Annotated in this window: 13 protein-coding genes; 5 read left to right on the plus strand and 8 right to left on the minus strand. The window is 66.5% G+C overall.

Annotated features, from left to right (window positions below):
• The first annotated feature begins 74 nt into the window (after nt 1-74).
• Nucleotides 75-692 (plus strand): histidine phosphatase family protein, encoded by a 618-nt coding sequence (locus IB274_RS14330; RefSeq protein WP_192432597.1) that lies wholly within the window; start codon nt 75-77, stop codon nt 690-692.
• A gap of 61 nt (nt 693-753) precedes the next feature.
• Entirely contained in the window at nt 754-2,214 is a 1,461-nt protein-coding gene (locus IB274_RS14335; RefSeq protein WP_192432598.1) for a mechanosensitive ion channel family protein, read from the plus strand.
• A 26-nt stretch (nt 2,215-2,240) separates the two neighbouring features.
• On the opposite strand, the gene IB274_RS14340 is transcribed toward IB274_RS14335, so the two are convergent.
• Both IB274_RS14340 and IB274_RS14345 read right to left on the minus strand, forming a co-directional pair.
• Nucleotides 2,241-2,594 (minus strand): SH3 domain-containing protein, encoded by a 354-nt coding sequence (locus IB274_RS14340; RefSeq protein WP_192432599.1) that lies wholly within the window; start codon nt 2,592-2,594, stop codon nt 2,241-2,243.
• A 39-nt stretch (nt 2,595-2,633) separates the two neighbouring features.
• Nucleotides 2,634-3,341: a 2OG-Fe(II) oxygenase gene (locus tag IB274_RS14345; protein WP_192432600.1), complete on the minus strand. Its 708-nt coding sequence runs from the start codon at nt 3,339-3,341 to the stop codon at nt 2,634-2,636.
• Between the two features lie 118 nt (nt 3,342-3,459).
• On the opposite strand from IB274_RS14345, the gene IB274_RS14350 reads away from it, so the two are divergent.
• The 3 genes from IB274_RS14350 to IB274_RS14360 all read left to right on the plus strand — a co-directional run bounded on the left by IB274_RS14350 (nt 3,460) and on the right by IB274_RS14360 (nt 5,256).
• The gene (locus IB274_RS14350; protein ID WP_192432601.1) at nt 3,460-4,086 is read left to right on the plus strand and encodes a class I SAM-dependent DNA methyltransferase; all 627 of its coding nucleotides are present in this window, start codon (nt 3,460-3,462) and stop codon (nt 4,084-4,086) included.
• A gap of 181 nt (nt 4,087-4,267) precedes the next feature.
• Nucleotides 4,268-4,771, plus strand: coding sequence for a GNAT family N-acetyltransferase (locus IB274_RS14355; RefSeq protein WP_192432602.1), 504 nt, complete (start codon nt 4,268-4,270; stop codon nt 4,769-4,771).
• A gap of 17 nt (nt 4,772-4,788) precedes the next feature.
• Nucleotides 4,789-5,256, plus strand: coding sequence for a GNAT family N-acetyltransferase (locus IB274_RS14360; RefSeq protein ID WP_192432603.1), 468 nt, complete (start codon nt 4,789-4,791; stop codon nt 5,254-5,256).
• Nucleotides 5,257-5,325: 69 nt separating this feature from the next.
• On the opposite strand, the gene IB274_RS14365 is transcribed toward IB274_RS14360, so the two are convergent.
• From IB274_RS14365 to IB274_RS14390, 6 genes are all read right to left on the minus strand, one after another.
• Nucleotides 5,326-5,724: a DUF2501 domain-containing protein gene (locus tag IB274_RS14365; RefSeq protein ID WP_192432604.1), complete on the minus strand. Its 399-nt coding sequence runs from the start codon at nt 5,722-5,724 to the stop codon at nt 5,326-5,328.
• A gap of 81 nt (nt 5,725-5,805) precedes the next feature.
• Entirely contained in the window at nt 5,806-6,894 is a 1,089-nt protein-coding gene (locus IB274_RS14370; RefSeq protein WP_192432605.1) for a glycerophosphodiester phosphodiesterase, read from the minus strand.
• 145 nt (nt 6,895-7,039) lie between these two features.
• Nucleotides 7,040-9,232 carry a catalase/peroxidase HPI gene (katG, locus tag IB274_RS14375; RefSeq protein ID WP_192432606.1) on the minus strand — a complete coding sequence of 731 codons (2,193 nt, stop codon included), beginning with the start codon at nt 9,230-9,232 and terminating at the stop codon, nt 7,040-7,042.
• A 298-nt stretch (nt 9,233-9,530) separates the two neighbouring features.
• Nucleotides 9,531-11,384 carry an amidohydrolase gene (locus IB274_RS14380; protein ID WP_192432607.1) on the minus strand — a complete coding sequence of 618 codons (1,854 nt, stop codon included), beginning with the start codon at nt 11,382-11,384 and terminating at the stop codon, nt 9,531-9,533.
• Nucleotides 11,385-11,395: 11 nt separating this feature from the next.
• Entirely contained in the window at nt 11,396-12,214 is an 819-nt protein-coding gene (locus IB274_RS14385; RefSeq protein WP_192432608.1) for an alpha/beta fold hydrolase, read from the minus strand.
• An 83-nt stretch (nt 12,215-12,297) separates the two neighbouring features.
• Nucleotides 12,298-12,867: an antibiotic biosynthesis monooxygenase gene (locus tag IB274_RS14390; protein ID WP_192432609.1), complete on the minus strand. Its 570-nt coding sequence runs from the start codon at nt 12,865-12,867 to the stop codon at nt 12,298-12,300.
• Nucleotides 12,868-13,012 lie beyond the last annotated feature (145 nt).

The following is a 13,012-nucleotide window of genomic DNA, read 5'->3' on the forward strand; positions in this document are numbered from 1 at the left end:
CACCTTGCCGGGTGCAGCATGCATGCGCCCAGCCTCCCGCAATCCCGCGCGGACGCCCCGCCCGAGGATCGCCCTTGCCCCGCACTACCCTGTTCGCCGCCGCCCTCCTGGCCTGCACCACCTTCGCCCTGGTCGCCTGGCGTTCGTTGCCATCGCCACTTGAGGAGGTGCCGAGCAGCAGCCTGTTCGCGCAAAACTGGGCCCGCGGCGGGGTCGTCCTGCTGGTACGCCATATGGAACGTTGCGACCGCTCCGCCGCCGAATGCCTGGGCGCCGCCGACGGCATCACCTCCCGCGCCGCCGCCCTGGCACAGAGCATGGGCGACAGCATCGCCCGCCTGGGCCTGACTGCCACTGACATCTACAGCAGCCCGGCCAACCGCACCGTGCAGACCGCCGACCTGATGTTCGACCGCAACGTGGTGCGCCAGGACTGGCTGCTCACCTGCAAGGACGGTGACCTTGCCGAGCAGATCCGCCAGCACAAGGCCGCGCACCGCAATCTGGTGCTGGTCACCCACAGCGAATGCTTCGACCTCCTGCGCGAGAACCTGAAGGTCCGCGAGACCGATACCCCCGAGTACGGCAGCGCCCTGGTGCTGTTCGATGAGAGCGAACCGAAGCTGCGCATCGCCGGCGAAGTCGAGACCGATGAGTGGCTGAAGCTGGTGGATTCGCACAACCCGAGCTGAGGGCGCTGCCAGAAAGCGCTTTCTGTGCCATCTTCTTGCGATCGTTCCAAGGAGAGGCTCGATGCCCGCCCTGCTCACCACCCACCCGCTGTTCGCCGCCCCCGTCCTGCTGCTGATCGACCTGCTGCTCTGGCGGCTGGTCGGACCGGCCCATCCGCACTGGCGGCTGGCCGCGCGCATTTTGTGTTTCCTGCTGTTCAGCCTGCTGCTGTTCAACGCCGGGATGAACCCGCTGCGCGCCGCGCCCTGGCCGGACGACCTGCCCAGCCACATGGTCGCCACCGCCGTACAGATCTTCTGGTGGCTGTTCGCCGCGCGCTGCCTGACCGTGGTGCTGGGCTTCCTGCTGGTGCAACGCATCGGCCACGGCGGGCGGCTGCTGCAAGACGTGGTCGGCGCGCTGATCTTCCTGGTCGCCATCATCGCTGCCGCCGGCTACGTGCTGGAGCTGCCGGTGAAGGGCCTGCTGGCCACTTCCGGGGTGGTTGCCATCGTCCTCGGCCTGGCGCTGCAGAGCACGCTGAGCGACGTGTTCTCCGGCATCGTGCTCAACACCACCAAGCCCTACCAGCTTGACGACTGGATCTCCATCGACGGTATCGAGGGCAAAGTCACCGAAATCGACTGGCGCTCCACCTACCTGCAGACCTCTCAGGGCACGCTCGCGGTAGTGCCCAACTCCCTCGCCGCCAAGGCCAAGGTGCTCAACCTGAGCCGACCGGCAAACCTTTATGGGGTCAGCGTGAGCCTGACGGTCAGCCCGCACATCCGCCCACGCAAGGTGATCGAGGCCCTGGAGCAAGCCCTCGGGGGCTGCCGCGCCCTGCTGGCCAGTCCGGCACCGGCGGTCAGCGTACGCAAGTCCGCGCCGGACGGGGTGGAGTACGAAATGAGCGGTTTCGTCGCAGCCATGGGGGAGAAGCGCGAGGTGCGCAATCAACTGTTCGACCTCGCCTACCGCCATCTGCAGGCCGCCGGCATCAACCTGCTGGCCGAGGCCGACGCGCCGATGCGCGAGAGCGCCTCGCGGGCACGGGCGCTGCTGGTGCGCTCGGGCCTGTTCGACGCGCTCCGCGACGAGGAACGCGACGAGCTGGCGAACCGCATGCAGCGCCGACCGTTCAAGCGCGGCGAAGTGCTGCTGGCGCCGGGGGATGTCAGTGACCGTCTGCAAATCATCGACTCCGGCGTGGTCAGCGTCACCCTGCCCCACGAGAGCCAGACCATCGAGGCCGGCCGCATGGGGCCGGGCGAAGTGTTCGGCGAGGCCGGTGTGCTGACCGGCTCTGCCTGGCAGGCACAGTTCACCGCCATCAGCGACGGCGCCGCCTACTACATCGACAAGGAAACCCTCGCCCCCTGCATGGAGGCGCGCCAGGAGATCGCCGAGGCCATGGGCCGTCTGCTGGACTTCCGCCAGAAGGCCAGCGCCGCGCTATTGGTGGAGCAACCCGCTGTGGTGCAGCAGCGTGGGCTGATGGCGTGGCTCAAGCAGCACGCCGGGCGCCGCTACAAGGCCTGACTCCATAGCAGATCAGGCGTCGCGGGTCAGGCGCTGACTTCCTGCAGGCAATCCAGCGGTACCCAGCCCGCCTCGCCGCTGGGGCGGACGCACCAGAGCCAGCCGCCCAGCTCACGCCCGCCTTCGAGCCGCTCACCGACCTCCACGTCGAGTTCACGGGCGGTGTAGTCCTCCATCGCCACCCCGGCACCCGGCGCGGTCATGTTGAACACCTGCGCCGGCACCCAACCCTCGCGCTGCCCGGGCGTGGAGCAGAAGTACCAGTCTTCCCAGCCCTCGGCGCCTTCATAGCGCTCGCCCACGAACAGCGGCGCGCCCTTGGCAAAGGTGATGGGCGCGGGGTATTCGCTGCGGTGGCGCTGAATCACTTCGTAGTGCATGTCGATCTCCCGGTTCCCTGGACCGATCCATGCTACTCCTCACAGCGCATCGTGGAAGATCACCCCGAGGGCGAAGCGCTCGCCGGTACACACGCGACTGACGCCGTGGCGCAGGTTGACCCGGTGATAGCCTCGCGCGCCGCGTACCGGGCGCTGCGCCACGGCGAACACCACGGCATCGCCCTGACGCAACGGCACCACGGATGCTCGCGACTGCATGCGCGGACGCTGCTCGGTGAGGACGAACTCGCCCCCCGTGAACTCCTCGCCAGGCCGCGACAGCAGGATCGCCACCTGCAGCGGGAAGGCCAGTTCGCCGTAGAGGTCCTGGTGCAGGCAGTTGTAGTCGCCGGCACGGTAGCGCAGCAGCAAGGGCGTCGGCCGACACTGGCCGGCGACATGGCACTGGGCTAGAAAATCGGCATGCTCCGGCGGGTACTGCATACCGGTGTCCATGCGTTCCTGCCAGGTATTGGCGATGGCCTGAAGCGGTGGATAGAAGGACTCGCGCAGTTCCTGCAGCAGAGCGGGCAAGGGATAGGCGAAGTAGCGGTACTCGCCGAGGCCGAAGTTGTGCCGAGCCATGACCACGCGGCTACGAAATGGCGCGTCCCGGTCGTAGAGCGCACGTAGCATCTCGCACTGCGCTCTATCCAGCAGGCCCGGGATCAGCGCATGGCCTTCGGCGTCGAGTTGCTGGGTGAGTGCGGGCCAATCCAGGGCACGCAGGGTTCGGGAGAGGGACATCTTGTCGATCCGTTGCTGCAATGCTTCAGTCTAGAACCGCCCGTCGATACCCGCGTCCCAGCGCTGACTTTCAAACTCCACTGTAGAATCAGGCATCAATTTCGGACCGACCACTACCATGAGCACCGAAGACCCGATCCTGCGCGACATTTCCCGCTTCACCCTGCAGCACTACCAGGACAGCGCCGACTCCTTCCGTGAGGGCACCTGGTACCACGACGTCACCCAGAACATCGCCGCGCTGCTGCGGCACATCCAGGGCGAGGCGCCCTTCGCCCTACTCGACTTCGGTTGTGGTCCGGGCCGCGATCTGTGTGCGCTGAAAGACATGGGGCATGCGCCGGTCGGCCTCGACGGCTGTTCCGACTTCGTCACCATGGCACGCGAGGCCAGCGGTTGTGAGGTCTGGCAGCAGGACTTCCTTGCCCTCGACCTGCCCGCCGAGCACTTCGACGGCATCTATGCCAACGCCAGCCTCTTCCACGTACCGCGCAGCGAACTGCCGCGGGTGTTGCGCCAGCTTCATCAAGCGCTGAAGCCGGGCGGCGTACTGTTCAGCTCCAATCCGCGCGGGGAGAACCAGGAAGGCTGGAACGGCGGGCGCTACGGCTCCTACCACGACCTGGCGAACTGGACAAACCTGCTGGAGGAAGCCGGCTTCCGTGAACTGGAGCACTACTATCGCCCCGCTGGCCTGCCGCGGGAGCAGCAGCCCTGGCTGGCGAGCGTTTGGCGCAAGGTCTGAGTCGACGAGAAGCCCGATCCCCGCGCCGCTTCTGGCGAGGCGGGGCGCAATGCAGCCGCGTAGTCCCCGTCGTGCGCCCCGCTCCGGAGTATTCGCCCTACAAGCAAGTCACAGTCTGCCCTGACTATAGTGCTCAGCCGGCCAACAACAACGGGCCGGCGATTCAATGAGGATTCGCAGCATGGATTACCAGATTCGCCCCGAACAATCCGAAGACACAGCACGCATCCGCGACGTGACGACCGCAGCCTTTGCCGTGGCCGAGCACAGCAGCGGTACCGAAGGGGCCATCGTCGACGCCTTGCGTGCAGCCGGGGCGCTGAGCGTTTCCCTAGTCGCCACTATGGAGAGCGCGGTGGTCGGCCATGTGGCGTTCTCGCCCGTCACCCTGAACGGTGCGGACCTCGGATGGTACGGGCTGGGTCCAGTTTCGGTGCGGCCCGATCTGCAAGGCAGGGGGATCGGCGCGGCGCTCATCCGCGCCGGGCTGGAGCGCTTGAATGCCCTGAACGCGAAAGGCTGCGTGGTGCTCGGCGACCCGGCTTACTACCCGCGCTTCGGCTTCCGCCAGGACCCGGCCATCCAATACGCGGGCGTGCCAGCGGAATACTTCATGGCGCTGTCGCTGGATGGCTCGAAAGCTGAAGGCCAGGTCGCCTACCACAGCGGATTCTCCGCCACCTGATGTCGAGAACAGTCGCCATGTCTCCATCGATCCGCACCGCATCGGTCCGCATCGCCACACCGGCGGACATCGACACCCTCTTCGACATCCGCACCAGCGTGCGGGAGAACCACCTGAGCCGTGAGCAGATGGCCGAGCTGGGCATCACGCCGCAGGTGCTGACCGAGGCGATCAAAACCGCGCCCTGCGCGTGGGTCGCCGAGATCGAGGGCGTTGCCGGCGGCTTCGCCATGGTGGATACCCAGGAAGGAGAACTCTTCGCTCTGTTCGTGCGCCCGGAGTGCGAGCGGCTGGGCATGGGCAGCCTGTTGTTGGCGGCAGCCGAGGAACAGCTGTTCCGCGAGCATGGGAACATATGGCTGGTGACCGATGGCGGCGACGGCATTCGCGCCAACGCCTTCTATCGCCGCCACGGCTGGCAACTGTCCGGGCGCGTGGACGAGCGGGATGTGCGGTACGAGAAATCACGGTCGAGCGCAACGTAGGATGGCGAGCCCATCCTACAAACGCGCGCGACAAATGGGGGCCGCGCGCCCCCATACGCTGCAGCGGTATCAGAGCAGTGACTTGCCCTGGCTCAGGACCTTGTCGCACACCTGCTTGGTGACCTTCTCCTTGATGCCGCTACCGGACAGGTCGAGGCTCTTGCCGTCGCTACCGGTGAGGATGCCCTTGGCGCCATCCTTGTAGCCGCTGTCGCTGGTGGTGGTATTGCCCGGCAGCTTGCCCAGCAGCTTGTCCTTCACCTGCGTGGCGGCATTGGCATTGAGGTAATTGTTCTTCGCGCAGTACTCCAACAACCCGGCGACGTTGCTACTGCTGGAAGACGCGGACGGCAGGCTGCCCAGGCCCCCGAGCTGACCGGCGACATCGCCGAGGGAGGCGGCCTGGGCCAGCGAGCAGGGCAACAAGACGGCGGCAAGGGCAGCGGGAATCAGTTTGCGGGCAATCATTGGGCTCTCCTATTCATGGGACTCTCCCGGTTGCGCATGACGGGACGGGACGCCACTGCGAGTGTAGACATCCCCTGCAACTCAGTAGCCCACCGACTTCAGCACCTCATCCACGTCGCGGCTCGGCGGCCGGCCGAGGAACATCAGCAACTGGTCGGTTCTGTTGGTGAAGAAGCCGTCCACGCCGGCCTTGGTGAGCGTGTCGAAGTCCACCGAGTCATCGACCGTGTAGGCATGCACGAACAGGCCACGTTCATGGGCGGCCTGGTTCATCCACGGCTGCACCAGGTCCATGTAGCTCTGGTCGCCGCGGGCGGTCAGGGTCGCCGAGGGCCCTGTACCCAGCGCGCCATGGGCCTTGGCCCAGTCCAGCCAGGCGAAGAATTCTTCCTTGGACTTCACCTCCTGCCGGGCATAGAAATCCGCTTTGATCTTCTCGCCGGACTGGGCGAAGGTGGTCGGGCTCTTCGCCGCCATGTAGCCATCGCCGGTCCAGAGCAGCAGGATCTTGGGCACCTTCGGCATGCTCTTCTGCAGCAGCTCGAGGCTGCTCTTCTCGAAGGTCTGCAGGACGATCTTGCCTTGCGGCTCGCCCTGCGCATCGAGCCAGCCGCGGCTCTCAAGCGCTTTGCGCAGGTCCTCCTCGATACCGGGGAACTGCCCCGGCGCCTTGGTTTCCAGGTACAGGCCGGGGGTTTCGCCACCGCCTTCGGCAATGTCGATCAGCTCGTCCAGGGTAAGGATGCGCAGCCCCGCGTACTTGGAACGGGCGCGCTCGGGATAGCTGATGTTGAACCAGCTGCCGGCGTCCAGGCGCTTGAGCTCGGCCAGGGTGAACTTGCTTACCGGGTCCTTCTCGCGGCCGGGAAAGACCTTGGCGATGTTGGTGGTGCGCTCCAGGGTGTCGTCGTGCACGGCCACCAGCACGCCGTCGCTGGTGCGCTGCAGGTCCGCCTCCAGATAGTCCGCGCCCAGCTCACGGGCGGCGAGATAGGCCGGCGCGGTTTCTTCGGGGGCGTCGTGGGAAGCGCCACGGTGGGCGATCACCGTCGGCCAGGGAACGCCGGCGGCCGCGCTCAGGGCGCGGCCGGGAGACTCCTCGGCGCTGGCGGTGAAACTGGCGGCGGCCAGCGCGATGGTGCCCAGTACAGCGGTGATGCGACGGCGCATGTGCGAAACCCCTTTCGATGGGTATCGGATAAGCGGCCCAGTCTGCCGGCAGCCTGTGAAGATATTGCGACGGCCGGCTCCCTCACGAACGACAAGGCCCGCGGACGATCGCTCGTCCGCGGGCCCTTGGCTCCTGCCTGTCCGATCAGCGCGGCAGGTCGAAGCGGTCCAGGTTCATCACCTTGGTCCAGGCCTTGACGAAGTCATGGACGAACTTGCGTTCGCCGTCCGAGCAACCATAGACCTCCGACAGCGCCCGCAGCTGAGAGTTTGAACCCAGTAGCAGGTCGATGCGGCTGCCGGTCCACTTCGGCTCGCCCGTCTTGCGGTCACGACCTTCGAACTCGGTGTTGTCCGCCGAAGTCGGCTTCCACACGGTGCCCATGTCCAGCAGATTGACGAAGAAGTCGTTGCTGAGGGTGCCGGGACGCGAGGTGAAAACGCCATTCTGCGAGCCGCCGGTGTTGGCGCCCAGCACGCGCAGGCCGCCGATCAGCGCGGTCACTTCCGGTCCGGTAAGAGTCAGCAGTTGGGCCTTGTCGATCAGCAGCGCTTCGGCGGGCACGGCGAACTTCGACTTCTGGAAGTTGCGGAAGCCATCGGCGACCGGCTCCAGCATGCCCACCGAGTGCACGTCGGTCTGTTCCTGGCTGGCGTCCATGCGGCCCGGCGCAAACGGCACGCTGACCTTGTGGCCACCCTTGCGCGCCGCCTCTTCCACACCGGCATCGCCGGCCAGGACGATCAGGTCGGCCAGGGATATCTTCTTGCCGCCAGCAGCGGAAGCGTTGAACTCGGTCTGGATTTCCTCCAGCACGCCGAGCACCTTGGCCAGCTGTTCGGGCTGGTTCACCGGCCAGTCTTTCTGTGGGGCGAGGCGGATGCGCGCGCCGTTGGCGCCGCCGCGCTTGTCGGAGCCACGGAAGGTCGACGCCGAGGCCCAGGCGGTGGAGACCAGTTCGGACACAGACAGGCCCGAGGCCAGCACCTTGGCCTTGAGCGCGGCGATATCCTGCTCGTCGACCAGCGGGTGATTGACCGCCGGGATCGGGTCCTGCCAGACCAGTTCCTCGGCCGGCACTTCCGGCCCGAGGTAACGGGCGCGCGGGCCCATGTCGCGGTGGGTCAGCTTGAACCAGGCGCGGGCGAACACGTCGGCGAAGGCGTCAGGGTCTTCGTAGAAGCGCCGGGAGATCTTCTCGTAGGCCGGGTCGACACGCAGCGAGATGTCGGTGGTGAGCATCGACGGTGCGCGGCGCTTGGACTTGTCGTGGGCATCGGGAATGCTGCCGGCGCCCGCACCGTTCTTCGGCTGCCACTGGTGGGCGCCGGCCGGGCTCTTGGTCAGCTCCCATTCGTAGCCGAACAGATTCCAGAAGAAGTTGTTGCTCCAGCGCGTCGGCGTGGACGTCCAGGTGACCTCCAGGCCACTGGTGATGGCATCGCCGCCAGAGCCCGTTCCGAAGCTGCTGACCCAGCCCAGGCCCTGGTTTTCCAGGCCGCCGGCTTCCGGGTCGGCGCCGACGTGGTCCGCCGGACCCGCGCCGTGGGTCTTGCCGAAGGTGTGGCCGCCGGCGATCAGGGCGACGGTCTCCTCGTCGTCCATGGCCATGCGCGCGAAGGTTTCGCGGATGTCGCGGGCGGCGGCCAGCGGGTCGGGGTTGCCGTTGGGGCCTTCGGGGTTCACGTAGATCAGGCCCATCTGCACGGCAGCCAGGGGGTTTTCCAGGTCTCGCTCGCCGGTGTAGCGCTTGTCGCCGCCCAGCCAGGTGGTTTCCTCGCCCCAGTACACGTCCTGGTCCGGTTCCCAGACGTCCTCGCGACCGCCGGCGAAGCCGAAGGTCTTGAAGCCCATGGATTCCAGGGCAACGTTGCCGGTGAGGACGATCAGGTCGGCCCAGGACAGCTTGGCGCCGTACTTCTGCTTGATTGGCCAGATGAGCCGGCGCGCCTTATCCAGGCTGACGTTGTCCGGCCAGCTGTTGAGCGGGGCGAAGCGCTGCTGGCCGCGACCGGCGCCGCCACGGCCGTCACCAATGCGATAGGTGCCGGCGGAGTGCCAGGCCATGCGGATGAACAGCGGGCCGTAGTGGCCGAAGTCTGCCGGCCACCAGTCCTGGGAATCGGTCATCAGGGCGCGCAGGTCGGCCTTGACCGATTCCAGATCAAGCGTCTTGAAGGCTTCGGCGTAGTTGAAGTCCTCGCCCATCGGATTGGACTTGGAGGAATGCTGGTGCAGCAGGTCCAGCCTCAGCTGGTTCGGCCACCAGTCGCGGTTCGAGGTGCCGCCACCGGCGGTGTGGTGGAAGGGGCAGCTACCTTTCTTTTCTTCACTCATTGCAGGCTCCTTGTGGACGCCTGTGCGGCGCCTCGTATTCGCACAACTCATCAGAAGATAGATCAAACGGGACGGGCTGCTATTGCAGTTATTGATTGGCTCAAGCGGTAAAAGGCTATCGATGCGGGGGGCAGCCTGGATCGCACGCCGGGAATCGGAAATGCAGGAGCGAGCTTGCTCGCGAACGCTCCGGAACCGAAGCATCCGGAAACACTGTTCGCCAGCAAGGACTAGGCGTCCCCCTCGGCCCTACGAAGAGCCCGCCGTGCCGGGCGGCAAGGCAGGCTCCAGCTCACCATCAGAACGCGAAGCAGGAACAGCCGAACGCGCCCCAGAACCCGGCGAAGTCACTCACCGGCACGTCCTTGGTACGTGCCCGCTCGTGGCTGTGGCCATGTACGCCGCAGGAACCGATGCACTGGTGCACGGCCTGCTGCAGCGGCGCCTGCGGGCGCCAGTGGCCGGGAACCATGGCCACCGGGGACCACTCCGGCACCACCGGGATGCTCGGCGGGGCGAGCTTGTCGAATTCGCGGTCGCCGTGGACGATCTTGCCGCCCACCACGGTGAGCACCGACTCGATGGTCTTGATCGCCTCTTCCTCGACGCTGAAGAAGTCATCCGAGAGCACCGCCAGGTCCGCCAACTGGCCGGCCTTGAGCATGCCCTTCTTGCCCTGCTCGCTGGAGAACCAGGCGCTGCCGTGGGTGAACAGCTGGATCGCCACTTCACGGGACAGGCCTTCCGGGTACAGGCTCAGGCCGCCCACAGTCTTGCCGCTGACCATCCAGTACAGCGAAGTCCACGGGTTGTAGCTGGACACGCGGGTGGCGTCGGTGCCGGCGCCGACCGGCACACCTTCGGCCAGCATGCGCTTGATCGGCGGCGTGGCCTCGGCGGCCTGCTTGCCGTAGCGGTCGACGAAGTACTCACCCTGGAACGCCATGCGGTCCTGAATGGCGATACCGCCGCCCAGCGCCCTCACCCGCTCGATGTTCTTCGGCGTGATGGTCTCGGCGTGGTCGAAGAACCACGGCAGGCCGTTGAACGGGATATCCAGGTTGACCTTCTCGAACACGTCGAGCATGCGCGAGATGGACTCGTCATAGGTCGCGTGCAGGCGGAACGGCCAGCGCTGCTCGACCAGGTGGCGCACTACCGGCTCCAGTTCGGCTTCCATGGTGCCGGGCAGGTCGGGACGCGGTTCGAGGAAGTCCTCGAAGTCGGCGGCCGAGAACACCAGCATCTCGCCGGCGCCGTTGTGGCGCAGGAAGTCGGTGCCCTGGCCGTAGGTCACGCTGGAGGTCCAGTTCTTGAAGTCCGCCAGTTCTTCCTTGGGCTTCTGGGTGAACAGGTTGTAGGCAATGCGCACGGTGAGCTGGTCGGCGTCGGCCAGCTGCTGGATCACCTGGTAGTCGTCCGGGTAATTCTGGAAACCACCGCCGGCGTCGATCACGCTGGTCAGGCCGAGGCGGTTCAGCTCGCGCATGAACTGGCGGGTCGAGTTGACCTGGTACTCCAGCGGCAGCTTCGGGCCCTTGGCCAGGGTCGCGTAGAGAATCATCGCGTTGGGGCGGGCGATCAGCATGCCGGTGGGTTCGCCGTTGCTGTCGCGGACGATCTCGCCGCCGGGCGGGTTCGGCGTGTCCTTGGTGTAGCCGACGACTCGCAGCGCGGCGCGATTCAGCAGCGCGCGGTCGTACAGGTGCAGGACGAACACCGGGGTATCCGGCGCCGCCTTGTTCAGCTCCTCGATGGTCGGCAGGCGACGCTCGGCGAACTGGAATTCGTTCCAGCCACCGACCACCCGCACCCACTGCGGCGAGGGCGTGCGCTGGGCCTGCAGGCGCAGCATTTCCAGCGCGTCGGAAAGCGACGGCACACCCTCCCAGCGCAGCTCGAGGTTGTAGTTCAGGCCGCCTCGGATCAGGTGCAAGTGCGAGTCGTTGAGGCCGGGGATGACGGTGCGGCGGTTAAGGTCGACCAGTTGGGTCGAGGCGTCGCGATAGGCCATCGCCTGGGCATCGGTGCCGACGACCAGGAACTTGCCGTCGGCGATGGCCACGGCGGTGGCGTGCGGGCGTTCCGGGTCGACGGTGTGCAGCTTGCCGTTGAACAGGATCAGGTCTGCGTTGCGCTCTGCGTTACTCATGCTCGTGCCCCTCAGCGTTGCAGGAAGGCCAGCAGGTCTTCGTTGAGTTGCTGCGCGTGGGTGACGGCGAAGCCGTGGGGTGCGCCGGCATAGACCTTCAGTTCGGCGCCCTTGATCTGCTCGGCGGCCAGCTTGCCGGTGGTTTCGAACGGCACGATCTGGTCGTCGTCGCCGTGGATCACCAGGGTCGGCACGTCGACCTTGGCGAGGTCCGCACGAAAATCGGTTTCCGAGAAGGCGCCCACGCAGTCCACGGTGCCCTTGAGCGAAGCCAGCAGGGCGATGTTGAGGGTCTGGGTCAGCACGCCGTCGGAGACCTTCTGGCCGTGGTTGGTGCCGTAGAACGGCGCGGCGAAGTCGGCGATGAACTGCGCACGGTCCTGCAGCAGGCCGGCCTTGATGCCGTCGAACACAGCAGTGTCCACACCCTGCGGGAAGTCGGCGGCCTTGCCGAAGATCGGCGTGACGGCGCCCAGCAGCACCAGGCCGGCGACGCGGGAGGTGCCGTGGCGGCCGATGTAGCGGCTGACGTCGCCACCGCCCATGGAGAAGCCGACCAGGGTGACTTCGCGCAGGTCCAGGTGCTCGATCAGCCCGGCGATGTCATCGGCGAAGGTGTCGTAGTCGTAGCCGTTCCAAGGCTGGCTGGAACGACCGAAACCGCGGCGGTCGAAGGCGATGGTGCGGTAGCCGCGGCTGCTCAGGTACTGCATCTGGTATTCCCACATGTCGCCGTCCAGCGGCCAGCCGTGGCTGAACAGCACGGGTTTGCCGCTGCCCCAGTCCTTGTAATAGATCTCGGTGCCGTCGCGGGTAACGAAAGTGCTCATGGAAACTCCTCTGCCTGCCATGCAGGACAATGTGGGTACGGGCGCCACGCGGGCGCCGCGGGAGGGGACGTCAAGGGAAAGGATCAATCGGCGTTGAGCCAACCGGCGCAGCGACGGGTCACCCAGGGCATGATCAGATAGACCACCAGCAGGACGATGCACAGGGTCACCAGCAGGTTGCTGGGCACCACGCCGGCCAGCACCGGGAAGCGTTCGAACGCCGGCCCCCAGAGCGGCGGGATGAGCATGGTCAGCGGGCTGATCACCAGGTAGGTGAGCAGCGCCTGCTTCCATTTCGGCGGCTGGCGCACGTTGCCGTGCTCGGGGGTGAACCAGAATTCGGCGTCGTTGTGGATCAGCGGGTGGTCGCCCTCCTCCAGCAACGGGAGAACTTCGGCGACCAACTCGGCGCGCTCGCGGGAGTCGATCCACGCCTGTAGCTGCGCGGCGGCGGCGAAGCGCACCACGGTGGTATACATCGCGCCGTCGCCGTCCGGGCGGATCACGTTCACCCCCAGGTGCCCCGGCTGCCGGCGCGCGGCCGAAACCGTGCGGCGCAGCCAGGCCTCGTAGCTGGGCAGGGCTTCGCAACGCACCTTGTGGTGGACCACCAGCGTGACCACGCTGTTCAGATCGATGGTTTCGGCGCTCATGGGGGACCCGGACTCATGATTGAGGTCCGGACACTATGGCGGCGGCTACGGTCGTCCTATTGGACGCATGTGCTGGATAGCTGCTCGACCATGGAGGTCTGCAGGTGCGTAGGAGCGGACTCCGTTCGCAATGGTGTCCGGCGCG

The organism is Pseudomonas sp. PDM18, from assembly GCF_014852585.1.
Lineage (GTDB): Bacteria > Pseudomonadota > Gammaproteobacteria > Pseudomonadales > Pseudomonadaceae > Pseudomonas.

Bases quoted from the DNA above. Each gene is read 5' to 3' on its own strand.
- IB274_RS14340 (WP_192432599.1), bottom strand. From the start codon at position 2,594: ATGCACTACGAAGTGATTCAGCGCCACCGCAGCGAATACCCCGCGCCC.
- IB274_RS14370 (WP_192432605.1), bottom strand. From the start codon at position 6,894: ATGCGCCGTCGCATCACCGCTGTACTGGGCACCATCGCGCTGGCCGCC.
- IB274_RS14390 (WP_192432609.1), bottom strand. From the start codon at position 12,867: ATGAGCGCCGAAACCATCGATCTGAACAGCGTGGTCACGCTGGTGGTC.
- IB274_RS14345 (WP_192432600.1), bottom strand. From the start codon at position 3,341: ATGTCCCTCTCCCGAACCCTGCGTGCCCTGGATTGGCCCGCACTCACC.
- IB274_RS14335 (WP_192432598.1), top strand. From the start codon at position 754: ATGCCCGCCCTGCTCACCACCCACCCGCTGTTCGCCGCCCCCGTCCTG.
- IB274_RS14350 (WP_192432601.1), top strand. From the start codon at position 3,460: ATGAGCACCGAAGACCCGATCCTGCGCGACATTTCCCGCTTCACCCTG.
- IB274_RS14360 (WP_192432603.1), top strand. From the start codon at position 4,789: ATGTCTCCATCGATCCGCACCGCATCGGTCCGCATCGCCACACCGGCG.
- IB274_RS14385 (WP_192432608.1), bottom strand. From the start codon at position 12,214: ATGAGCACTTTCGTTACCCGCGACGGCACCGAGATCTATTACAAGGAC.
- IB274_RS14380 (WP_192432607.1), bottom strand. From the start codon at position 11,384: ATGAGTAACGCAGAGCGCAACGCAGACCTGATCCTGTTCAACGGCAAG.
- IB274_RS14365 (WP_192432604.1), bottom strand. From the start codon at position 5,724: ATGATTGCCCGCAAACTGATTCCCGCTGCCCTTGCCGCCGTCTTGTTG.
- IB274_RS14355 (WP_192432602.1), top strand. From the start codon at position 4,268: ATGGATTACCAGATTCGCCCCGAACAATCCGAAGACACAGCACGCATC.
- katG (WP_192432606.1), bottom strand. From the start codon at position 9,232: ATGAGTGAAGAAAAGAAAGGTAGCTGCCCCTTCCACCACACCGCCGGT.